Source organism: Ramlibacter tataouinensis TTB310 (assembly GCF_000215705.1).
GTDB classification, from domain to species: domain Bacteria; phylum Pseudomonadota; class Gammaproteobacteria; order Burkholderiales; family Burkholderiaceae_C; genus Ramlibacter; species Ramlibacter tataouinensis.
Genome location: NC_015677.1, coordinates 2,605,774 through 2,626,745, shown reverse-complemented (window position 1 = coordinate 2,626,745; position 20,972 = coordinate 2,605,774). Strand labels below are relative to the sequence as shown.

At 69.3% G+C, this 20,972-nt stretch carries 17 protein-coding genes; 10 read left to right on the top strand and 7 right to left on the bottom strand.

Going from position 1 to position 20,972, the window contains the following annotated elements; genetic code table 11:
- Positions 1-41: 41 nt before the first annotated feature.
- Entirely contained in the window at positions 42-1,364 is a 1,323-nt protein-coding gene (locus tag RTA_RS12655) for a M20/M25/M40 family metallo-hydrolase (RefSeq protein WP_013901802.1), read from the top strand.
- 67 nt (positions 1,365-1,431) lie between these two features.
- On the opposite strand, the gene rpoD is transcribed toward RTA_RS12655, so the two are convergent.
- Positions 1,432-3,810 (bottom strand): RNA polymerase sigma factor RpoD, encoded by a 2,379-nt coding sequence (rpoD, locus tag RTA_RS12650; protein WP_013901801.1) that lies wholly within the window; start codon positions 3,808-3,810, stop codon positions 1,432-1,434.
- 273 nt (positions 3,811-4,083) lie between these two features.
- Entirely contained in the window at positions 4,084-5,871 is a 1,788-nt protein-coding gene (dnaG, locus tag RTA_RS12645) for a DNA primase (RefSeq protein WP_013901800.1), read from the bottom strand.
- Positions 5,872-5,917: 46 nt separating this feature from the next.
- Between dnaG and RTA_RS12640 the strand changes: the two genes are divergently transcribed.
- On the top strand, positions 5,918-6,817 hold the full coding sequence (locus RTA_RS12640) for a YihY/virulence factor BrkB family protein (RefSeq protein WP_041675507.1): 900 nt from the start codon (positions 5,918-5,920) through the stop codon (positions 6,815-6,817).
- Positions 6,818-6,822: 5 nt separating this feature from the next.
- Here RTA_RS12640 and ggt read toward each other — a convergent pair whose 3' ends face one another.
- The 4 genes from ggt to RTA_RS12620 all read right to left on the bottom strand — a co-directional run bounded on the left by ggt (position 6,823) and on the right by RTA_RS12620 (position 11,457).
- Entirely contained in the window at positions 6,823-8,628 is a 1,806-nt protein-coding gene (ggt, locus tag RTA_RS12635) for a gamma-glutamyltransferase (protein ID WP_013901798.1), read from the bottom strand.
- A gap of 52 nt (positions 8,629-8,680) precedes the next feature.
- Positions 8,681-9,439 carry a 3-hydroxyacyl-CoA dehydrogenase gene (locus RTA_RS12630; protein WP_013901797.1) on the bottom strand — a complete coding sequence of 253 codons (759 nt, stop codon included), beginning with the start codon at positions 9,437-9,439 and terminating at the stop codon, positions 8,681-8,683.
- Between the two features lie 90 nt (positions 9,440-9,529).
- Positions 9,530-10,573 (bottom strand): Fe(3+) ABC transporter substrate-binding protein, encoded by a 1,044-nt coding sequence (locus RTA_RS12625; protein WP_041675505.1) that lies wholly within the window; start codon positions 10,571-10,573, stop codon positions 9,530-9,532.
- A 332-nt stretch (positions 10,574-10,905) separates the two neighbouring features.
- Positions 10,906-11,457 (bottom strand): phasin family protein, encoded by a 552-nt coding sequence (locus RTA_RS12620; protein WP_013901795.1) that lies wholly within the window; start codon positions 11,455-11,457, stop codon positions 10,906-10,908.
- A 199-nt stretch (positions 11,458-11,656) separates the two neighbouring features.
- On the opposite strand from RTA_RS12620, the gene RTA_RS12615 reads away from it, so the two are divergent.
- The 7 genes from RTA_RS12615 to RTA_RS12585 all read left to right on the top strand — a co-directional run bounded on the left by RTA_RS12615 (position 11,657) and on the right by RTA_RS12585 (position 19,335).
- Positions 11,657-12,586 (top strand): histone deacetylase family protein, encoded by a 930-nt coding sequence (locus tag RTA_RS12615; RefSeq protein ID WP_013901794.1) that lies wholly within the window; start codon positions 11,657-11,659, stop codon positions 12,584-12,586.
- A complete protein-coding gene (locus RTA_RS12610) occupies positions 12,583-13,026 on the top strand; it encodes an acyl-CoA thioesterase (protein WP_041675503.1) in 444 nt (147 codons plus the stop codon). The genes RTA_RS12615 and RTA_RS12610 overlap by 4 nt, the downstream gene beginning before the upstream one ends.
- A complete protein-coding gene (locus tag RTA_RS12605) occupies positions 13,023-13,742 on the top strand; it encodes a nitroreductase (RefSeq protein WP_013901792.1) in 720 nt (239 codons plus the stop codon). The genes RTA_RS12610 and RTA_RS12605 overlap by 4 nt, the downstream gene beginning before the upstream one ends.
- A gap of 678 nt (positions 13,743-14,420) precedes the next feature.
- The gene (locus RTA_RS12600) at positions 14,421-15,830 is read left to right on the top strand and encodes a sodium:proton antiporter (protein ID WP_013901791.1); all 1,410 of its coding nucleotides are present in this window, start codon (positions 14,421-14,423) and stop codon (positions 15,828-15,830) included.
- A 5-nt stretch (positions 15,831-15,835) separates the two neighbouring features.
- Complete coding sequence (locus RTA_RS12595; RefSeq protein WP_013901790.1) at positions 15,836-16,822, top strand: 2-hydroxyacid dehydrogenase; 987 nt, start codon at positions 15,836-15,838, stop codon at positions 16,820-16,822.
- A 4-nt stretch (positions 16,823-16,826) separates the two neighbouring features.
- Positions 16,827-18,170 (top strand): DNA recombination protein RmuC, encoded by a 1,344-nt coding sequence (locus RTA_RS12590; RefSeq protein ID WP_013901789.1) that lies wholly within the window; start codon positions 16,827-16,829, stop codon positions 18,168-18,170.
- Positions 18,171-18,237: 67 nt separating this feature from the next.
- On the top strand, positions 18,238-19,335 hold the full coding sequence (locus tag RTA_RS12585; RefSeq protein WP_049871382.1) for an MFS transporter: 1,098 nt from the start codon (positions 18,238-18,240) through the stop codon (positions 19,333-19,335).
- On the opposite strand, the gene RTA_RS12580 is transcribed toward RTA_RS12585, so the two are convergent.
- Positions 19,323-20,186, bottom strand: a complete 864-nt coding sequence (locus tag RTA_RS12580; RefSeq protein WP_013901786.1) for an LOG family protein — start codon at positions 20,184-20,186, stop codon at positions 19,323-19,325. The genes RTA_RS12585 and RTA_RS12580 overlap by 13 nt on opposite strands.
- Before the next feature lie 87 nt (positions 20,187-20,273).
- Between RTA_RS12580 and RTA_RS12575 the strand changes: the two genes are divergently transcribed.
- Entirely contained in the window at positions 20,274-20,939 is a 666-nt protein-coding gene (locus RTA_RS12575) for a hypothetical protein (protein ID WP_013901785.1), read from the top strand.
- Positions 20,940-20,972 lie beyond the last annotated feature (33 nt).

The window sequence follows — 20,972 nt, the reverse complement described above, 5'->3', positions numbered from 1 at the left end:
CCCCGCCCCTGTCCCGATCCAAAAGAAGGAAAGCCAGATCCATGAAGAAGACCCGATTGTTCCTAGCCGCGGCCGTGGTGGCCTGCGCCCCTCTGGGCATGCCCGCCTGGGGCCAGGCCGACCTGCCGCCGGTCAACGCCGCGACCGAGAAGGTGTTCGGACAGCTGGGCGCCCAGCCGGGTGTGCGGCAGGCGATGGACTTCATCAAGGCCGACGACGAGCGGACGCTGCGCGAACAGATCGAGCTGACCGAGATCCCCGCGCCGCCCTTCAAGGAGTCGGTGCGGGCAGCCGACTACCTCCGGCGCCTGAAGGCACTGGGCCTGGCGGACGCCCGCATCGATGCCGAGGGCAACGTGATCGCCACCCGCCGGGGCGCGGGCGGCGGCCCGGTCCTGGTGGTCTCCGCGCACCTGGACACCGTTTTCCCGGAAGGCACCGACGTCAAGGTGAAGGTCAAGGACAACCGCTACGCGGCGCCCGGCATCTACGACGACGGCCGCGGGCTGGCCACCCTGCTCGGCGTGGTGCGTGCGCTGAACCACGCCAACCTGAAGACGGTCGGTGACATCGTCTTCATGGGAACCGTGGGCGAGGAGGAACTGGGCGACCTGCGCGGCGTGAAGGCGTTCTTCCGCGACACCCGGGGGGTCGACGGCTTCATCTCCTTCGACGGCGTGGACATCAGCCGCGTGGTGAATGCCGCCACCGGCAGCCGACGCTGGCGCATCGTCTACACCGGCCCGGGCGGCCACAGCTTCTCGGCCTTCGGCCTGCCGTCGGCGACCCATGCCCTGGGCCGCGCCATCGCCAAGATCAGCGAGGTGCGCACCACGGAGAACCCCAAGACCACCTTCACCGTCGGTACGCTCAAGGGCGGCACCTCGGTCAACGCGATCGCCGCCGAGGCCGAGCTGGGGCTGGACATGCGCTCCAACAGCGCGGCCGAGCTCAAGAAATTGGAGGAGCAGATCCTGGCGCTGGCCCGCGAGGCGGCCGACGACGAGAACAAGCGCTGGGGCAAGCCCGACACCATCAAGGTCGAGTTCAAGCTGGTGGGCGACCGGCCGGCGGGCGCGGGCGCGCCCGATGCGCCGATGCTGCACGCGGCCCGCAAGGCCATCGCGTCGGTGGGCGGCGAGGTCAAGTCCGTCATGGCTTCCAGCACCGACTCCAACCTGCCCATCAGCCTGGGCATCCCCGCGCTCACGCTGGGCAGCGGCGGCGTCGGCGGCGGCTCGCACGGGCCGGGGGAGTGGTACTCGCCGGTGAATGCCTGGCTGGGGCCGCAGAGCCAGCTGCTGACCATCCTCTCGCTGGTGGGGGTGGACGGGGTGTCGCAGCCCCTGCTCGCCAAGCGCTGAGCGCGCGGCGGAACCGCCAAAGAAAAAAGGCCGGAGGGGATCCGGCCTTTTTTTCGTCTGAACGCGCTTACAGCGTATCGATGAAGCTGCGCAGCTTGTCGCTGCGGCTGGGGTGCTTGAGCTTGCGCAGGGCCTTGGCCTCGATCTGGCGGATCCGCTCGCGGGTGACGTCGAACTGCTTGCCGACCTCCTCCAGCGTGTGGTCCGTGCTCATCTCGATGCCGAAGCGCATGCGCAGCACCTTGGCCTCGCGCGGGGTGAGCGAGTCCAGGATGTCCTTGACCACGTCGCGCAGGCCGGCCTGCATGGCGGCCTCGATCGGCGCGGTGTTGCCGGTGTCCTCGATGAAATCGCCCAAGTGGCTGTCGTCGTCGTCCCCGATCGGCGTCTCCATGGAGATCGGCTCCTTGGCGATCTTCATGATCTTGCGGATCTTGTCCTCGGGGATCTCCATCTTGGCCGCCAGGATGGACGCATCGGGCTCGAAGCCGAACTCCTGCAGGTGCTGGCGCGAGATGCGGTTCATCTTGTTGATGGTCTCGATCATGTGCACCGGGATGCGGATGGTGCGGGCCTGGTCCGCGATCGAGCGGGTGATGGCCTGCCGGATCCACCAGGTGGCATAGGTCGAGAACTTGTAGCCGCGGCGGTATTCGAACTTGTCCACCGCCTTCATCAGGCCGATGTTGCCCTCCTGGATCAGGTCCAGGAACTGCAGGCCGCGGTTGGTGTACTTCTTGGCGATGGAGATCACCAGGCGCAGGTTGGCCTCGATCATCTCCTTCTTGGCCTCGCGCGAGGACGCCTCGCCCTCGTTCATGCGCTTGTTGATCTCCTTGAGCTCGGGCAGCGGCACCACCACGCGCGACTGCAGGTCCATCAGCTTCTGCTGCAGCTCCTGGATCGGCGGGATGTTGCGGGCGATCACCGTGCTCCAGGGCTTGCCGGCGGCCGCCTGCTTCTCCACCCACTTGAGGTTGAGCAGGTTGGGCGGGAACTCCTTGATGAAGGTCTCCTGCGGCATGCCGCACTTGTCCACGATGATGCGGCGCAGCTCGCGCTCCTTCTTGCGCACGTCGTCGACCTGGCCGCGCACCATGTCGCACAGCTTCTCGATGGTCTTGGCCGTGAAGCGGATGGTCATCAGCTCCTCGGACAGGGCCTGCTGCGCCTTGTTGTAGGCGGGCGTGCCGTAGCCTTCCTTGTCGTAGACCTTGTGCACCTTCTCGAACAGGCCGGCGATGCGGTCGAAGCGCTCCAGCGCCTGGGCCTTGAGCTCCTCGAGCTTCTTGGTCAGGGCTTTGGAGCCGCCGTTGCCGTCGTCGTCGTCGTCGGCATCGAACTCGTCGAAGTCCTCCTCGGCCACGTAGTCGTCGGCCTCGTTGGGGTTGGAGAAGCCGTCGACGATGCTGGAGATGACGACCTTGCCCTCGCGGATGTCGGCCGCCATGCGCAGGATCTCGGCGATGGTGGCCGGCGAGGCCGAGATGGCCTCCATCATGGCCTGCAGGCCGGCCTCGATGCGCTTGGCGATCTCGATCTCGCCCTCGCGCGTGAGCAGCTCCACCGTGCCCATCTCGCGCATGTACATGCGCACCGGGTCGGTGGTGCGGCCGAACTCGCTGTCCACGGTGGACAGGGCGGCTTCGGCTTCCTCCTCGGCTTCCTCGGCCGTCGCCACCGTCGGCGTCGTGTTGTTCAGCAACAGCATCTCGGCGTCGGGTGTCTGCTCGTACACCGCCACGCCCAGGTCGTTCAGCATCGTGACCACGACTTCCAGCGTCTCGGCCTCCACCAGCTTCTCGGGCAGGTGGTCGGTGATCTCGGCGTGCGTGAGGTAGCCGCGGGTCTTGCCCAGGGTGATCAGGGTCTTCAGGCGCTGGCGGCGCTTGAGCATCTCCTCTTCGGTCAGGATGGTCTCATCCAGGCCGAATTCCTTCATCAAGGCCCGTTCCTTGGCCTTGCTGATCTTCATGCGCAGCGGCTTGGCCTTCTCGGTCGCGGTCTCGGTGCCCGGCTCCTCGGCGAATTCCGCCTCGATGTCGGACAGGTCTTCTTCCTCGACCTCCGGCTTGCCGGCTTCGGCCGCTGCCTTGGGCTTGCGGCCACGCTTGGCGCCGCCAAGGGCCTTGGCCGGCGACTCGGCTTCGGCGGCGGCGGCCTTGGGCGGGCGGCCAGGCTTTTTCTTGGCGACCTCGTCCGTGGTGGCCACGGCCTTGACGGCGGGCTTCTTCAGCTCTTCCTTGGCGGCGGGTTTGGTGGCGGTCTTGGCGGCAGGGGACTTCGTTGCGGGCACGGGCTTGGCTTTCGTTGCGGGCTGGGCCGCCGCCTTGGCCGCGGTCTTGACGACCTGCAGGGCGGGCTTGGCGGAGGCCGGTTTGATCACTTTCTTCGCAGTGGGTTTCGCAGGAGCGGCTTTGGCTGATCCGGACTTCGGGGCAGGCATGGAGAACCTCGATGCATCAAGAGAACGGCACAAACACAAAAGCGCCACTACAACCCGGCGCGGGTGATGAGCTGAACCGGCGCACAAGCCGGCCAGGACTCAAGGGCAAGATGGGTGGGCGAACATTTGGGGTGCAGTCCTTGCGGTGAGTTGGCGCTGTCGTGCTCGCTGTGGAGTCACTGTCGGCCGGCCCGGAGGTGCTGCTGTCGCTCTTGCCGCTAGCAAACCGTACATTATATCGGGGCCGCCGGAATTCAAGCCCCAGGGCTGTGCTTAGAGCGTGGTTTCCAGTTCCCGGCGCCGGCTGTGAAGCTGGCGGTACAGCTCCAGGTTGCCCGCCTCGATGGCCGTGGTCTCCTGGGCCTTGAGCCGCTCGACCAGCATGCGGTCGAGCAGGTCCCGTAGCTCGGCCGTGGCCTCGGACAGGGGCGCCGCAGCGGCCGGCGACTCGTTCATCAACCGCTCGGCCAGCTCGGCCGCGGGCTGGCCCTGGAGCGCCTCGCGCAAGCTGCCCCAGGGGAGCGGGCCATGCTCCAGCACCTGACTCTCCAGCCACCCCAGCAACTCGCCATGCGGCGCTGGCAATGAGCACAGCAGCACATGGTCTTCCTGCGTGAGCTGCTCCCAGGCGGCGGAATGGCCCAGCAGCAGCCGCGCCGCGTGGTCGGCCCGGCTGGCCGGCAAGGCGCGGCCGGGCCGGCCGCGGCGCGCGGCCGGTGGCGAGGGGGAGGCGGCGGGCCTGGAAGCGGCCCGGCGCGCGGGGCGGCCGCTCCAGAGCGACGACAGTTCCTGGGCGTCCAGCTGCACCTGCTCGGCAATCTCGGCCAGCAGCTGGCGCTTGAGCGCGCCGTCGGGCAGGCCCGACCACAGCGGCTTGGCATTGGCCGCCAGCCGCGCACGGCCTTCGGCGGTTGCCTGGTCGCAACCCTCGCCGGCGCTGTCCACCAGGAAGCGCGACAGCGGCGCGGCTTCGCCCACGCAGCGGGCAAACGCCTCGCGGCCGAACTCGCGGATGTAGCTGTCCGGGTCGTGCTCGGGCGGCAAGAACAGGAAGCGTACCGTGCGCACGTCCGTGGCATAGGGCAGGGCGGCCTCCAGCGCGCGCCGCGCCGCGCGGCGGCCGGCGGCGTCGCCGTCGAAGCTGAACACCACGCTGTCGGTGAAGCGGAAGAGCTTCTGCACGTGGTCCGTGGTGCAGGCCGTTCCCAAGGTGGCGACGGCATTGGGGAACCCCAGCTGGGCCAGGGCCACCACGTCCATGTAGCCCTCGGTCACCAGCACGTAGCCCTGCTCGCGCAGCGCCTGGCGCGCCTCGTACAGGCCGTACAGCTCGCGGCCCTTGCTGAAAACCGGGGTCTCGGGCGAGTTCAGGTATTTGGGTTTCTCGTCGCCCAGCACCCGGCCGCCGAAGCCTATGCACTCGCCCTTGACGTTGCGGATGGGGAACATGATGCGGTCGCGGAAGCGGTCGTAGCGCTTGTCCTCGCCGTCCTCGCCCGTGATCACCAGCCCCGCCTCCACCAGCAGCGGGTCGTCGTACTGCGCGAACACGCTGGCCAGGCTGCGCCAGCCCTCGGGGGCGTAGCCCAGCCCGAACTGCTTGGCGACGGCGCCCGACAGGCCGCGGCCCTTCAGGTAGGCGACCGCGCGCGGCGAGTTCTTCAGGTGCTTGCGGTACGCCTCGCCGGCCTTCTCCAGCACGTCGGCCAGCGTCTGCTGCCTGGCGCGCTGCTGCGCGGCGCGCTCGCGATCCTGCGGCGAGCGCTCGTCCTCGGGCACCTGCAGGCCGTACTGGCCGGCCAGGTCCTTGACCGCGTCGACGAAGCCCATGCCGGCGTGCTCCATCAGGAAACCGATGGCGTTGCCATGCTTGCCGCAGCCGAAGCAGTGGTAGAACTGCTTGGTCGGGCTGACGGTGAAGGAGGGCGACTTCTCGGCATGGAAGGGGCACAGGCCCGAGAAGTTGGCGCCCGTTTTCTTCAGCTGCACGTGGCGGCCGACGATCTCCACCACGTCGGCGCGGGCCAGCAGCTCCTGCAGGAAGGAATCGGGGATCGCCATGGATGCGCCATCTTACTGACGCGGCGTGCGGCCCCATACTGGCGGCATGCCTTTCCGCTGGCGTCTCAGTCCTGCCGCGTCCCAGGTCCTGGGCAGCCCACGCACCTTCATCTCTCGCGTACTGCGCGGGTTCCGGGACAACCAGGGGCTGCTGCTGGCAGGGGCGGTGGCCTACTACGCGCTGCTGTCCGTGGTGCCGCTGCTGATCCTGGTCGTCATCGCGCTGTCGCACATGGTGGACCAGGACGAGCTGCTGCGCACGCTGGGACGCTACCTCGAACTCTTGACGCCCGGCCAGTCACGGGCGGTCGTGGACGAACTGGCCACCTTCATGGCGCACCGCGAGGTGGTCGGCTGGGTGCTGCTGGCGACCATGCTGTTCTTCAGTTCGTTGGCCTTTACCGTGCTGGAAAAGGCCATGTCGGTGATCTTCCTGCACCGTGTCGTGGTGCGGCGGCGGCATGTGCTGGTGTCGGCGCTCCTGCCGTACCTGTACATCCTCTGCCTGGGCGTGGGCCTGCTCGTGGTCACCCTGGCAGCGGGCAGCCTGCAGGCGCTGGGGGAGGAAACCGTCGAGGTGCTGGGCCGCGAGTGGTCGCTCAGCGGCCTGTCGGGGCTGCTGCTGTACCTGCTGGGCCTGACTGGCGAGATCCTGCTGCTGACCTCGGTCTACATGGTCATGCCCGTGGGACGGCTGAAATGGCGGCACGCGCTGCTGGGCGGCACGACGGCGGCCCTGCTCTGGGAACTGACACGCCGGCTGCTGGTGTGGTACTTCAGCACGCTGTCGCAGGTCAGCCTGGTGTACGGCTCGCTCACCACGGCCATCGTCGTGTTGCTGAGCCTTGAGATCGCTGCCGCACTGCTGCTGCTTGGCGCGCAGGTCATCTCCGAGTACGAACGCATCGAGCGGCAGGACGGGCGCCATCCGCCCCACGGAGGATAGCGCCCTCAATCGCCCATCACGATGCCTTCGCGGCGCGGGTCGGCGCCGCCGAACCAGAATGCCTGCCCATGCGCCTGGCCGCGCGTGATGGCCTGCAGGCCGCTGGTCATGGCCTGCTCGCGCACCTCGGCGCCACGGGTGCGCAGCGCGTCCACCGTCGCCGGCGGGAAGCGCTTTTCCTCCAGCAGCGTGGGGCCGTTGTTGGAGCCGAAGTTGGGCAGGTTGATCGCCTGCTGCGGCGTTAGGCCCCAGTTCAGCACGCCGTACAGGGTCTTGGCCGTGAAATGGATGATCAGCGCGCCGCCGGGGCTGCCGCCGCTCATCACCAGCTGGCCCGTGCCCTTGTCGAACACCAGGGTGGGCGCCATGGACGAGCGCGGCCGCTTGCCCGGCTGCACCCGGTTGGCGATGGGCTGGCCCTGCGCGTCGCTGGGCGCGAAGCTGAAGTCGGTCAGTTCGTTGTTGAGGAGAAATCCCTTGACCATCTGGCGCGAGCCGAACTGGTCCTCGATGGTGGTGGTCATGGCGATGGCGTTGCCCAAGCCGTCGACGATGCTGATGTGCGAGGTGCCGAACTCCGGCTGCTCGGGCATGGGCGCCGTGCCGACACGCGCGCCGCCCGGCGTGCCCGGCTGCGCCACCTTCATGCTCTGCGGCCCGATCAGCCGGGCGCGCTCGGCCAGGTAGGCGGGCGCCAGCAGGCTCATCCAGCTGCCGGCCGGCGGCTGCACGAAATCCGGGTCGGCCACGTACTGGCCGCGGTCGGCGAAGGCCAGGCGTGCCGCCTCGGTGTACAGGTGCAGCCAGTCGGCCGGGGGCAGGCCGTCCGGCTGCAGCGGCAAGGAAGCGGCATCCGTGTTCGCCAGGATGCCCAGGATCTGGCCGACCGCGATGGCGCCCGAACTGGGCGGGGGGAAGCCGCAGATGCGATAGCTCCTGGACGCCGCGGCGTAGTCGTGGCACAGGGGCGCGCGCTTCTTCGGCTGGTAGCCGGCCAGGTCGGCCAGCGTGAGCCTGCCCGGGTTGGCGGGGTGCTTTTGCACCTTGTCCACGATGGCCCGGGCCACCTCGCCTTCGTAGAAGGCCTTGGAGCCCTCGGTCGCGATGCGGCGCAGCACGGCCGCCAGCTCGGGATTGCGCAGGTTGGCGCCGACCTCGCGCGCCTCGCCGTCGGGCTTGTAGAAATAGGCGGCGGCGACCGGGTCCTTCTTCAGGTGGGCGTCGCCCTTGACCAGCGTGTTCAGCCGGGGGCTGACCTGGAAACCACCTTCGGCCAGCCGGATGGCCGGCTGCATCAGCGCCGCCCAGGGCAGCTTGCCGTACTGCCGGTGCGCCATCTCCAGCAGGCGCACCGTGCCCGGCACGCCCACCGAGCGGCCGCCCACCACGCCTTCGTAGAAGGGCAGGGGCTTGCCGTCGGCGCCCAGGAACAGCTTCTCGTCGGCCGCGGCCGGCGCGGTCTCGCGCCCGTCGAACGCCTCGACCTCCTTGCCGTTGTAGTGCAGCAGGAAGGCGCCGCCGCCGATGCCGCTGGACTGCGGCTCGACCAGGGTCAGCACCATCTGCACCGCGATGGCCGCGTCGATCGCGGAGCCGCCGGCCTTGAGCACCTGGTAGCCGGCGTCGGTGGCCAGCGGGTTGGCGGCGGCCACGGCGAACTTCTGCGTGGCCCAACCGGGCTTGTCGGTATAGCCGGACGGCGCCTCCGGCAGCGTCGGCGGCTGGTAGCTGAAGTCCGACGGGGCGCTGGCGCAGGCCGCCAGCACGGCAGCCAACGCCGTGGACGCCAGCAGGCTGAGCTTGAGTTTCATGGCTTCTCCTACCGTGGGGCGGCCATGTTAGCCGCAGGCCGGACGCCCCGGCTCAGCGCGGCGCCAGGCGGATGGCGCCGTCCAGCCGGATCACCTCGCCGTTGAGCATGTCGTTCTCGAAGATGTGGCGGGCCAGCTTGGCGTAGTCCTGGGGCGTGCCCAGGCGCGAGGGGAAGGGCACCGCCGCGGCCAGCGAGTCCTGCACCTCCTTGGGCATGCCGAACATCATGGGCGTGCCGAAGATGCCGGGGGCGATGGTCATGTTGCGGATGCCGCTGCGCGCCAGGTCGCGCGCGATGGGCAGGGTCATGCCGACCACGCCGCCCTTGGACGCGCTGTACGCGGCCTGGCCGATCTGGCCGTCGTAGGCGGCGACCGAGGCGGTGGAGATGATGCAGCCGCGCTCGCCGGTGGCTTCCGGCTCGTTCCTGCCCATGGCCTCGGCGGCCAGGCGGATCATGTTGAAGCTGCCCACCAGGTTGACCGTGATGCACTTGGTGAACACGGTCAGGCTGTGCGCGCCGTTCTTGCCCACGGTCTTCTCGGCCGGCGCGATGCCGGCGCAGTTGACCAGGCCCATCAGCTTGCCCAGGGACACGGCCTTGGCCACCACCGCCTGGCCGTCGGCCTCCTGGCTCACGTCGCACTTGACGAAGGCACCGCCGATCTCGCGGGCGATGGCCTCGCCCTTGTCGGCCTGCATGTCGGCGATCACCACCTTGCCGCCGGCGGCCGCCAGCATGCGCGCCGTGCCTTCGCCCAGGCCGGAAGCGCCGCCGGTGACGATGAAGACCTTGCCCTGGATGTCCATGTGTGCTCCTGGTTGACGTTGACGTTCACGTCAATTATCGGGACAAAAAAGCCCGCTCGCGGCGGGCTCGGTGCGGGTGTGGGCTGCTGCTTACTTGAAGCCGACCCGGTCGAGCATCTGCTGCACCTTGACCGTGTTGGCGCCCACCGCCGTCAGCGGGATGGTCTCGGCCTTGAAGTCGCCGCCGCCGCTGATGGCCTGCAGCGCCGGGTTGCTGACCTTCACGCCCTTGGCCGTGGGCCACTCGTTGTTGCCGTTGGCGAAGTAGTTCTGCGCCTCGGGGCTGGCCAGGTACTCCAGGAACTTGACAGCGTTGTCGGTGTTCTTGGCGTTCCTGGCGACGGCGCCGCCGGCGATGTTCAGGTGCGTGCCCCAGCTGTTCTGATTGGGGAAGACCACGCCCACCTTTTCCATCAGCGCCTTGTCGTCCGGGTTGCTCGAGCGCATCAGGCGGGCGATGTAGTAGCTGTTGCTGACCGCGATCTGGCATTCGCCGGCGCCCACGGCCTTGATCTGGTCGGTGTCGCCGCCCTTGGGATCGCGTGCCAGGTTGGCCTGCAGGCCCTTGAGCCACATCTCGGCCTTCTGCTCGCCCAGGTGTTCGGTGACGGCGCCGAACAGCGACAGGTTGTACGGGTGCGAGCCCGAGCGGATGCAGATCTTGCCCTTGTTCTTGGCGTCGGCCAGCTCTTCGTAGGTGTCCACGTCCTCGCGCTTGACCTTGAGCTTGTCGTACGCCACCACGCGGGCCCGGGTGGAAAAGCCGAACCAGGGCGTGCCCTCGGCCGTGGCCTTGCCGCGGTACTGGGCGGGGATGGCCTCTTCCAGCGCCTTGGACTTGATGGGCTTGAACAGGCCGTCGACCTCGCCGCGGTACAGCCGCGCCGCATCGACCAGCAGGATCACGTCGGCCGGCGAGGCGGCGCCTTCGGCTTTCAGGCGCGCCAGGATGCCCGCGTCATCGGCGTCGACGCGGTTGATTTTGATGCCCGTGGCCTTGGTGAAGTTGCTGTACAGCGCCTCGTCGGTGGAGTAGTGCCGTGCCGAATACAGGTTGAGCACCTGCTCCTGGGCGGAGACGCCGGCAGCGGCGGCCAGCAGCAGACCGAAGGTCGCGATAGCTTTGCGGGTCATGGGAGTCCTCGTGGAACGGTTGGAGATCGATGTCGCATCCGGATGATAAAGCAAACACGAATCGTTCTCAATTTCAGCTGAGGCGGACGAGGCAAGCGCCATGAAAAAAGCCCCAGTCTTGCGGCTGGGGCGTCTGCGCTTCGCGCCGCCGCCCACTGGGGCGGACATAAAAAAGCCCCAGCCTTGCGGCTGGGGCTAAGGGATCCTGAACCTCTGAAGGTGTCGAAGGACCCGAGGAGACAACCTGAGAACTCCCGTTCGGCTCGCCCGAGAGTCTGGAATAGATGCCCCCGCGTGCACAGAGTTCCTGCATCGAGGCAGGAAACTCGCGTTCAGCGCTTGGCAGTGCGGGCGGTGGTGCTCTTGGCGGCGTTGACGGCCGTGTTGGCCATGGTGTTGAAGTTGGCTTCGGCCACGTCGGTGGCCTGCTTCACGGCCTTCTGCACGGACTCCAGGGCGTTGGTGCCGGCAGCCACGGCGCTCTTGAACACGGCCACGGCGGTCTCGCTGCCGGCCGGGGCGTTCTTGGCGGCGTTGTCGACCACGGCCAGGAGCTTGCGCTGGGCATCGCTGGCGGTCGCTTCGAAGGTCTTGCCCATCTCGGCACCGGTGCCCGAGGTGATGTCGTACAGATGGCGGCTGTAGGCAGCGGTCTTCTCGGCCAGGGGCTGGAACAGCGAGGCCTGCAGGGACAGCAGTTCCTGCGCGTCCTTGACGCTCAGCAGGGCCTGGGTGGTGCCGGCGGCTTCAGCGATCGCGGCCTTGGACGCGGTCATGTTCAGCTCGACCAGCTTCTCCACGCCTTCGAAGGCCTTGGCGGTCAGGCCGAACAGGGTCTCGACGTTGGCTTTGTGGGAGGCCAGGATTTGCTCAGCGGTCAACATGTCAGAAATCTCCAGAATGATGGGAAGGAAGTGAGGATCCGTCTACGCTGCCAGCCCGAAGGCCTGTTTTGTTGCGGTGCAGCATTAGCGGAATTATAAGGAGCGCCCCGTCGCTTGCAAGCATTTTTGCTGCATTGCAGCAATCTAGAAGTGATTGCCTAAAACCGCGGGGTTTGGACACGCCGGGACAATCGTCCCCATGCAGGTCTTCTATGCCACCCAGTTCGTCCTGCCGTTGCCGCCGGGCCATCGCTTTCCCATGGCCAAGTACCAGCTGCTGCGCGACCGGCTGGCGGATGAGCTGCCCGGAATCCGCCTGGCGCAGGCGCTGCCGGCCAGCGACGGCGAGCTGGCGCTGGCCCACACGCCGGGCTACATCCAGGCGATCAGCGACGGTTCGGTCGATCCCCGCATCCAGCGCGAGATCGGCTTTCCCTGGAGCCCGGCCATGGCCGAGCGGGCGCGCCGATCGGTGGGCGCCACCATCAGCGCCTGCCGGGCCGCCTTCCAGGACGGGGTGGCGGCCAACATCGCCGGCGGCACCCACCATGCCTACGCCGACAAGGGCGGGGGCTTCTGCGTCTTCAACGACGCAGCCGTGGCCAGCCGCCTGATGCAAGCCGAATGGGGCCGGCAGCGCGCGAAGCCGCTGCGGGTGGCGATCGTGGACCTGGACGTGCATCAGGGCAACGGCACGGCCCGCATCTTCCACGGCGACCCGACCGTGTTCACCCTGTCGCTGCACGGGCAGAAGAACTTCCCGTTCCGCAAGGAACCCAGCGACCTGGACGTCGACCTGCCCGACGGCTGCGGCGACGACGAGTACCTGAGCGCCCTGGAGGGCGCGCTGGACGAGCTGGACCGGCGCTTCGACCCGGGGCTGGTGATCTACCTGGCCGGTGCCGACCCGCACGAGGGCGACCGGCTGGGCCGGCTCAAGCTGACCTGGGACGGCCTGGAGGCGCGCGACCGGCGCGTGTTCGACTGGGCCTGGCAGCGCGGCGTGCCGCTGGCCTTCGCCATGGCCGGCGGCTACGGCACGCGCATCGAGGACACGGTGCAGGTGCAGGTCAACACCTTCCGGGTGGCCGTGCAGTACTGGCGCCGCTGGCAGAATCGCGCCCGATGAGCGAGTCAAGCCCCAAGCCGCAGCCCGAGCCGCGCAGCGCCTACCGGGCTTTCCGTCCCCTAGGCACCCGCTGGATGGACAACGACGTCTACGGACACGTCAACAACGTCGTCTACTACAGCTGGTTCGACACGGCGGTCAACGCCCACCTGATCGAGCAGGGCGCCCTGGACATCCACCAGGGCGCCACCATCGGCCTGGTGGTCGAGACCCGGTGCAACTACTTCGCGCCGCTGGCCTTTCCCCAAGTTGTGGAGGCCGGCCTGCGCGTGGCGCGCATCGGCGGCTCCAGCGTGCGCTACGAAGTGGGGCTGTTCGCGGCGGGCGAGCCGCTCACCGCGGCCAAGGGCCATTTCATTCATGTCTACGTGGACAAGGCCAGCCGGCGGCCGGTCCCGCTTCCGGCCCGGTTGCGGGCCGTCCTGGAGGCCTTGCAATGAACCAAGTGAGCACGGTGGTGGCCGACCCCCGCAGCGTGGACCAGGCCATCGCCAGCCGGTTCTCGGCGCGCGCCTTCCTGCCGCGGCCGGTGGAGCGCCGCACCCTCGAGGACATCCTCGCGGTGGCCAGCCGCGCGCCCTCGGGCACCAACACCCAGCCCTGGCGCGTCTACGTGCTGCAGGGGGCCAGCCGCGACACCCTGGTGGACAAGGTCTGCGCCGCACATGACGCGATCCGCGCCAACCCCCAGCTCGCCGCCGAGTACCGGGAGGAGTACGACTACTACCCCGAGAAGTGGGTGTCCCCCTACATCGACCGCCGGCGCGAGAACGGTTGGGGCCTGTACGGCCTGCTGGGCATCACCAAGGGCGACAAGGACCGGATGCACGCCCAGCACCAGCGCAACTACCGCTTCTTCGACGCGCCGGTGGGCCTGATGTTCACGCTGGACCGCATCATGGGTCGCGGCTCGCTGGTGGACTACGGCATGTTCCTGCAGAGCATCATGGTGGCCGCCCGAGCGCGGGGCCTGCACACCTGCCCGCAGGCGGCCTGGAACGGCTTCGCCAGGATCATCCTGCCGCACATCGGCGCCGGCGCGGACGAAATGCTGGTGTGCGGCATGGCCCTGGGCTGGGCCGACGAGTCGGCACCGGTCAACGGCTTCCACACGCCGCGCGAGCCGGTCGAGCGCTTCGCCCGCTGGCTGGAGTGAGCTTCCGGACGGTCCCGGGCGCGTCGAGCGTTGCCCCGCGCGGGGCGCCAGGCGCTCCCCGCCAGGGGCTCATACTGTGTCGGTGCGTGCTGCGCACGCACTTCGCTGCGATGGACCGGGCCTGGGCTTGCACCGCATAACTCGCTACGCGCCCCAAAGGGCGCTCCGCTCAAACAGATGCGGTGAGTCAGTCAACGAGGCGCGCCGCACTGGCGGCGCGCACAAGCCCAGGCCCGGTCCATCGCAGCCGCCCCAGAAATCGCCCCTGCCGGGGAGCGCCTGGCGCCCACCGACCAGGTTGGCGCGCAGAGGTCTTAGCAGCCATGCGCAAGAAACCACGCCTCAGCGCGGCAGGCGGTGCCCGGGCGGGGCGATTTCTGGGGCGGCGGGACGGCTCTTCGGCCTGGGGCTGCGCGCCGCCGGTGCGGCGCGCTTCGTGATCTGACTCGCGGCATCTGTCTGAGCGCAGCGCCCTTCGGGGCGCGTAGCGAGTTATGCCGCGGCCCCAGGCCGAAGAGAACGGCCTGCGAAGTCGGCGCAAAGCGCCGACCGCCACAGTATGAGCCCCGACCGGGCACCGCCTGCCGTGCCGCGCGGGGCATCGCCTGCCGGGTACCCTGCCTACGCCCCGTCCGGTTGTATGCTCGGCCGCTTGCCGCTGATCAGGAGACATCTGGAATGACGCTTTCGCGCGGGCTTGCCGCCACGCTGCTGCTGGCGCTGCCGCAGCTCGCCCTGGCCGCCGAGCTGGACGGCCGCCAGCTCACGCCGCTGTGGGCCGTGCCCTTCGTCGGCATCCTGCTGTCCATCGCGCTGATGCCGCTGCTGGCGCTGCGCTTCTGGCACCACCACTATGGCAAGGTGACAGCGGCCTGGGCGCTGGCCTTCCTGGTGCCGTTCGCGCTGACCTTCGGCTTCGGCGCCGCGGCCGCCAGCTTCGTGCATGCGCTGCTCGCCGAGTACCTGCCGTTCGTCATCCTGCTGACGGCGCTGTTCACGGTGGCGGGGGGCATCTATATCCGGGGCAACCTGCACGGCAGCCCCGGCCTGAACACCGGCATCCTGGCCGTCGGCGCCGTGCTGGCCAGCTTCATGGGCACCACCGGCGCATCCATGCTGCTGATCCGCCCGCTGATCCGGGCCAACGACAACCGCCGCCACAAGGCGCACGTCGTCGTCTTCTTCATCTTCATCGTCGCCAACGCCGGCGGCTCGCTCACGCCGCTGGGCGACCCGCCGCTGTTCCTGGGCTTCCTCAAGGGCGTGGACTTCTTCTGGACGCTGAGGAACATCTTCCCCGAGACGCTGTTCCTGCTCGGCACGCTGCTGGTTCTGTTCTACGCGCTGGACAGCTGGTTTTATCGCCGCCGCGAGGAATTCCAGCCGGTGGACCCCACCCCCGACACCCGCGCCATCGGCTTCGACGGCGCGCGCAATTTCTGGCTGCTGGCCGTCATCGTGGCGCTGGTGCTGATGAGCGGCACCTGGGAATCCGGCGTGCACTTCGATGTCCTGGGCACGCAGGTGGGCCTGCCCGGCCTGCTGCGCGACATCGGCCTGGTCGCCGTGACCCTGGTGTCGCTGCAGCTCACGCCGGCCTCGGTGCACCGGGACAACCAGTTCTCCTGGGGCCCCATGGCCGAGGTGGCCAAGCTGTTCGCCGGCATCTTCCTGACCATCATCCCGGTGATCGCCATGCTGCGCGCCGGGGTCGACGGGCCGTTCGGCGCTATCGTGGCGGCCGTCACCCGGCCGGACGGCACGCCCGACCCGGCCATGTACTTCTGGGCCACCGGCGCGCTCAGCTCCTTCCTGGACAACGCGCCCACCTACCTGGTGTTCTTCAACACCGCCGGCGGCGACCCGGCCGTGCTGATGACCACCATGGCCCCGACGCTGGCCGCCATCTCGGCCGGCGCCGTGTTCATGGGCGCCAACACCTACATCGGCAACGCGCCCAACCTGATGGTCAAGGCCATCGCCGAGGACCGCGGTGTCAAAATGCCCAGCTTCTTCGGCTACATGGCCTGGTCGGGCGCCGTCCTGGTGCCGCTGTTCGTCCTCATCACCTTCATCTGGTTCCGCTGAACATCATGAGCAAACCCCGCATCCTGGTCGCCCGCGTCATCTTCCCCGAGGTCATCGCCAAGCTCGAGCAGCATTTCGAGGTCGAGCACAACCAGGCCGACGAGGCCTGGCCGCGCGAGCGGCTGCTTGCCAAGCTCCAGGGCAAGGCCGGCGTCTTCACCACCGGCGGCGAGCGCATCGACGGCGAGCTGCTGGCGGCCTGCCCCAGCCTGAAGATCGCCGCCAACATGGCGGTGGGCTTCAACAACTTCGACCTGCCGGCCATGACCGCCGCCGGCGTGCTGGGCACCAACACGCCGGACGTGCTGACCGAAACCACGGCCGATTTCGGCTTCGCGCTGCTGATGGCCACGGCCCGCCGGGTCACCGAGAGCGAGCATTACCTGCGCGCCGGCAAGTGGCAGAAGTGGGCCTACGACATGTTCGCCGGCTCGGACGTGCACGGCAGCACGCTGGGCATCCTGGGCATGGGCCGCATCGGCCAGGGCATCGCCAGGCGCGGCGCGCACGGCTTCGGCATGAAGGTGATCTACCACAACCGCTCGCGCCTGCCGGCCGAGCAGGAAGCCGCCTGCAAGGCCCGCTACGTCAGCAAGGAAGAGCTGCTGCGCACGGCCGACCACCTGGTGCTGGTGCTGCCCTACAGCGCGCAGTCGCACCACGCCATAGCCGCGGCCGAGCTGGCGCAGATGAAACCCACCGCCAACCTGATCAACATCGCTCGCGGCGGCATCGTCGACGATGCCGCCCTGGCCCAGGCCCTGCGCGACAAGCGCATCGCTGCCGCCGGCCTGGACGTGTACGAGGGCGAGCCCAAGCTGCATCCCGACCTGCTCACCGTGCCCAACGTGGTGCTCACGCCCCACATCGCCAGCGCCACCGTGCCCACGCGCAAGGCCATGGCCCAGCTGGCCGCCGACAACCTGATCGGCTTCCTGGTGCACGGCAAGCCGCTGACGCCGCTCAACCCCGACGTGCTGCAGCGGACCTGAGCGAGTGGAATTCTGGCTGTTGGTGGCTGTCGCCGTCCTGCTGGCGGTGACGCTGGTGCTGGTCGTCGTCCTGCTGGTGCGCAGGCCGGTCATCGACACCGGGCGCGCCGAGATCCTGGCCGCCGGCGAGCGGCTGGAGCGCGAGCTGCGGCGCGAGATCAGCGAGTCGACCCGGGGTTCGCGCCAGGAGATGACGCACACCCTCGCGACCTTCCAGGCGGCCGTGGTCCGCCAGGCCAGCGAGACCACGCGCACGCAGAACAGCCAGCTGGATGCCTTCGCCCAGCAGCTCACCCTGGTGCAGAAGACCCTGTCGGACACGCTCACGCAGCAGCTGCAGAACCTGGGCGAGTCCAATGCCCGGCGCATGGCCGAGGTGCGCAGCACGCTGGAGGCGCAGCTGGCGATGCTGCAGCAGACCAATGCCGCCAAGCTCGAGGAGATGCGCAGGACGGTGGACGAGAAGCTGCAGACCACCCTGGAGACGCGCCTGGGCGAGAGCTTCCGGCAGGTGGCCGAGCGGCTGGAGCAGGTGCACCAGGGCCTGGGTCAGATGCAGAGCCTGGCCCAGGGAGTCGGCGACCTGCAGCGCGTGCTGACCAACGTCAAGACCCGCGGCATGTTCGGCGAGGTGCAGCTGGAAGCCCTGCTGGAGCAGGTGCTCACGCCCGAGCAGTACGGCAAGCAGATCGAGACCAAGCCGCGCAGCAACCAGCGCGTCGACTTCGCCATCCGTTTCCCGGGCCGCACCGCCGATGGCCTGCCGGTGTGGCTGCCGGTCGACGCCAAGTTCCCGCGCGAGGACTACGAGCGCCTGCTGGAGGCGCACGACCGTGCCGACCACGCCGGCGTGGACAGCGCGGGCCGCGCGCTGGAGGCGCGCATCCGCCAGGAGGCCAAGTCCATCTGCGAGTGCTACCTGTGCCCGCCGCACACGACCGATTTCGCCATCCTGTTCCTGCCGATCGAAAGCCTGTACGCCGAGGTGCTGCGCCGCCCCGGGGTGATGGACGCGCTGCAGCGGGACTTTCGCGTCACGCTGGCCGGCCCGACCACGCTGCTGGCCATGCTCAACAGCCTGCACATGGGCTTTCGCACGCTGGCGCTGGAGCAGCAGGCCTCCGAGGTCTGGAAGGTGCTGGGCGCGGTCAAGACCGAGTTCGAACGCTACGGCGACTGGGTGGCGCGCATCAAGGAGCAGGTGCAGAAGGCCTCCGACACCCTGGACAAGGCCGACACCCGCACCAAGCAGATGCGCCGTGCCCTCAAGGTGGTCGAGGCGCTGCCCGAGGGCCAGGCCCAGGCCATGCTGCCCCTGGCCGAGGAGAGCGGTGACGACGACAGCTGAGCGGCCCGGCACCCCCGGCGTCGAGCTGGCCCGGCTGATCGCCGGTCAGGTCTTCCTGCACGCCTGCATGGCCGGCATGCGCATGGCGGCGCCGCTGCTGGCGCTGCGCGAGGGCCACAGCGCGGCGGCCGTGGGCGTTCTGCTGGCGCTGTTCGCGCTGACCCAGGTGTTCCTGGCCCTGCCGGCCGGCCGCTTCGCCGACCGGCGCGGACTGAGGGCGCCGGTGGCCGTGAGCGTGGCGGTCGCGACCCTGGGTGCCGGCCTGGCCGTGGCCTGGCCCATCTACCCCGTGCTCTGCGCCAGTGCCCTGATGACCGGCGGCGCCACCGGGGCCGCCTCGATCGCCCTGCAGCGGCACGTGGGCCGGGCCGCCGGCGACGCCACCCGGCTGCGCCAGGTGTTCTCCTGGCTGGCGATCGGGCCGGCGGTCTCCAACTTCCTGGGGCCGTTCGCCGCCGGGCTGGTGATCGACCACGGCGGCTTCCGCTGGGCCTTCTTCCTGATGGCCGTGCTGCCGCTGGCCACCTGGTTCTGGGTGCGCGGCGCGCGCGAGCTGCCACCGGTGGTGGCGCCCGCCGGCAGCAAGCCGGGCACCGCCTGGGACCTGGTGCGCGAGACCGGCTTCCGGCGCCTGCTGCTGGTCAACTGGCTGCTGTCGTCCTGCTGGGACGTGCACACCTTCGTGGTGCCGGTGCTGGGGCACGAGCGCGGCCTGTCGGCCTCGGTCATCGGCAGCCTGCTGGGCGCCTTCGCGATCGCGGCGGCGCTGGTGCGCGTGCTGCTGCCGGTGCTGGCCGCGCGCCTGCGCGAGTCGGCCGTGATCGCCGGCGCCATGGCGGCAACGGCGCTGCTGTTCGCGCTCTACCCCCTGATGCACCATCCGCTGGCCATGGGAGCCTGCTCGGTGCTGCTGGGCGTGGCGCTGGGCTGCGTGCAGCCCATGATCATGAGCACCCTGCACCAGATCACGCCGGCGCACCGGCAGGGCGAAGCGGTGGCGTTGCGGGTCATGGCCATCAATGCCTCCAGCGTGCTCATGCCCATGCTGTTCGGCGTTGCGGGTGCGGCGGTGGGCATCGCCGGCGTGTTCTGGGCGGTGGGCGCCGCGGTCGGCGCGGGCACCCGCCTGGCCCTGCGCCTGGGGGAACCTGTTCAGAGCCGGTAGAACGCCCTGATGACGTCCCAGGCGCGCTGCGGGTCGTCGGCGTACTCGAACAGCTTCAGGTCGTCGGGCGAGATCACGCCCTCGTCGACCATCGCCTCGAAATTGATCAGCTTCTTCCAGTACTCCGAGCCGAACAGCACGATGGGCACCTGCTTGGCCTTGCGCGTCTGCACCAGCGTGATCACCTCGAACAGCTCGTCCAGCGTGCCGAAGCCGCCGGGGAAGGCCACCAGCGCCTTGGCCCGCATCATGAAGTGCATCTTGCGCAGCGCGAAGTAGTGGAACTTGAACGACAGCGCCGGCGTGACGTAGGGGTTGGCGGCTTCCTCCATCGGCAGCGCGATCGACAGGCCCACGCTGATGCCGTCGCCTTCGTGGGCGCCGCGGTTGGCCGCCTGCATGATGCCCGGGCCGCCGCCGGTGCAGATGAACAGCTTGTCGTGGCTGTCCTTGGGGGCGCTGTACTGCGCCACCAGCTTGCCGAAGGCGCGCGCCTTCTCGTAGTAGTGGGCGTTGCGGGCCAGGGCGCGGGCGCGGCGGATCACGGCGGCGTCGCCGCCGGCCTCGGCCGCCGTCACCAGCGCGGCGGCCTCTTCCTCGCTGCGGAAACGGGCGCTGCCGAACACCACGATGGTGTTCTCGATGCCGTGCGCCTGCTGCTCCAGGTCGGGCTTGAGCAGTTCCAGCTGGATGCGGATGCCGCGCGTCTCGCGCCGCAGCAGGAACTCGGGGTCGGCGAAGGCCAGGCGGCTGGCGTCGCGGTCCAGCGGCAGCCCGGCGTCGGCATGAGACTGCAGCGTGGCCCAGGCGTCGGCCAGGCGCTGGTCATGGATGTTGCGGGTGGAAGACATGCGGCGATTGTGGCCCCAAACCCCGGGCCTGCCGGGCGCCTGCTCGGCTATCCTTGCGGCCGAGGAAGACGATCGGGGGACGACACAGTGGAGCAGCCGCTCTTCCACGTGGTGCTCGAGGGACGCCGCATCGGCCCCTACGACCGGCGCACCATCGTGGGCATGCGCATGAAGAAGGCGCTGTCCAGCAAGAACCTGCTGGTCGACAGCGAAGGCGTGGAACTGACGGTGGGCGAGCTGATCGCCCGCCGCACCGGCGCGCCCCGATTCGCGCCGCAGCGCACCGGCAACTCCTCCGTCGTGCAGGCCACCTACGTCGCCCGCCTGGTCGAGGCGCAGCGCGGCGCCTTCGCCGTGCCACGCTTTCGCGGCAAGGTCGAGCTGCGGGTGCAGGGCGGCGTGCTGCGCATCGCCGGCCGCTTCCGCCGCGGCCTGGGCTGGCGTGAAGACCGCGTCAAGCTGCCCGTGGACCAGGTGGCGCATGCGCGCCTGGCCGGCTCCCGCCTGGAGCTGGGGCTGGGCGGCAACGAGGCGGTGCCCCTGCAGCGGCTGACGCTCGAGCTCTTCACCCCGGAAACCGCCACCCAGCTGCTGCAGTGGTTCCCCTCGGCCCAGCCCTTCCCTGAACCGGCGGCCCAGGCGCGGGCACCGCGCCGTGCCGGCGAGCTGCGGGCGCTGTGGGTGCCGGTGGCTGGCCTTGCCCTGGTGATGGTCCTGCTGCTGGCCGTCCTGGCGCTGCGCCGCCTGTACTAGCCGGCAGCGCGTTCAGAGCGCCAGCGCCAGGGC

Bases quoted from the DNA above. Each gene is read 5' to 3' on its own strand.
- RTA_RS12595 (WP_013901790.1), top strand. From the start codon at position 15,836: ATGAGCAAACCCCGCATCCTGGTCGCCCGCGTCATCTTCCCCGAGGTC.
- RTA_RS12605 (WP_013901792.1), top strand. From the start codon at position 13,023: ATGAACCAAGTGAGCACGGTGGTGGCCGACCCCCGCAGCGTGGACCAG.
- RTA_RS12600 (WP_013901791.1), top strand. From the start codon at position 14,421: ATGACGCTTTCGCGCGGGCTTGCCGCCACGCTGCTGCTGGCGCTGCCG.
- RTA_RS12585 (WP_049871382.1), top strand. From the start codon at position 18,238: ATGGCCGGCATGCGCATGGCGGCGCCGCTGCTGGCGCTGCGCGAGGGC.
- rpoD (WP_013901801.1), bottom strand. From the start codon at position 3,810: ATGCCTGCCCCGAAGTCCGGATCAGCCAAAGCCGCTCCTGCGAAACCC.
- RTA_RS12610 (WP_041675503.1), top strand. From the start codon at position 12,583: ATGAGCGAGTCAAGCCCCAAGCCGCAGCCCGAGCCGCGCAGCGCCTAC.
- RTA_RS12625 (WP_041675505.1), bottom strand. From the start codon at position 10,573: ATGACCCGCAAAGCTATCGCGACCTTCGGTCTGCTGCTGGCCGCCGCT.
- RTA_RS12655 (WP_013901802.1), top strand. From the start codon at position 42: ATGAAGAAGACCCGATTGTTCCTAGCCGCGGCCGTGGTGGCCTGCGCC.
- RTA_RS12630 (WP_013901797.1), bottom strand. From the start codon at position 9,439: ATGGACATCCAGGGCAAGGTCTTCATCGTCACCGGCGGCGCTTCCGGC.
- RTA_RS12615 (WP_013901794.1), top strand. From the start codon at position 11,657: ATGCAGGTCTTCTATGCCACCCAGTTCGTCCTGCCGTTGCCGCCGGGC.
- RTA_RS12640 (WP_041675507.1), top strand. From the start codon at position 5,918: ATGCCTTTCCGCTGGCGTCTCAGTCCTGCCGCGTCCCAGGTCCTGGGC.
- RTA_RS12620 (WP_013901795.1), bottom strand. From the start codon at position 11,457: ATGTTGACCGCTGAGCAAATCCTGGCCTCCCACAAAGCCAACGTCGAG.
- RTA_RS12580 (WP_013901786.1), bottom strand. From the start codon at position 20,186: ATGTCTTCCACCCGCAACATCCATGACCAGCGCCTGGCCGACGCCTGG.
- dnaG (WP_013901800.1), bottom strand. From the start codon at position 5,871: ATGGCGATCCCCGATTCCTTCCTGCAGGAGCTGCTGGCCCGCGCCGAC.
- ggt (WP_013901798.1), bottom strand. From the start codon at position 8,628: ATGAAACTCAAGCTCAGCCTGCTGGCGTCCACGGCGTTGGCTGCCGTG.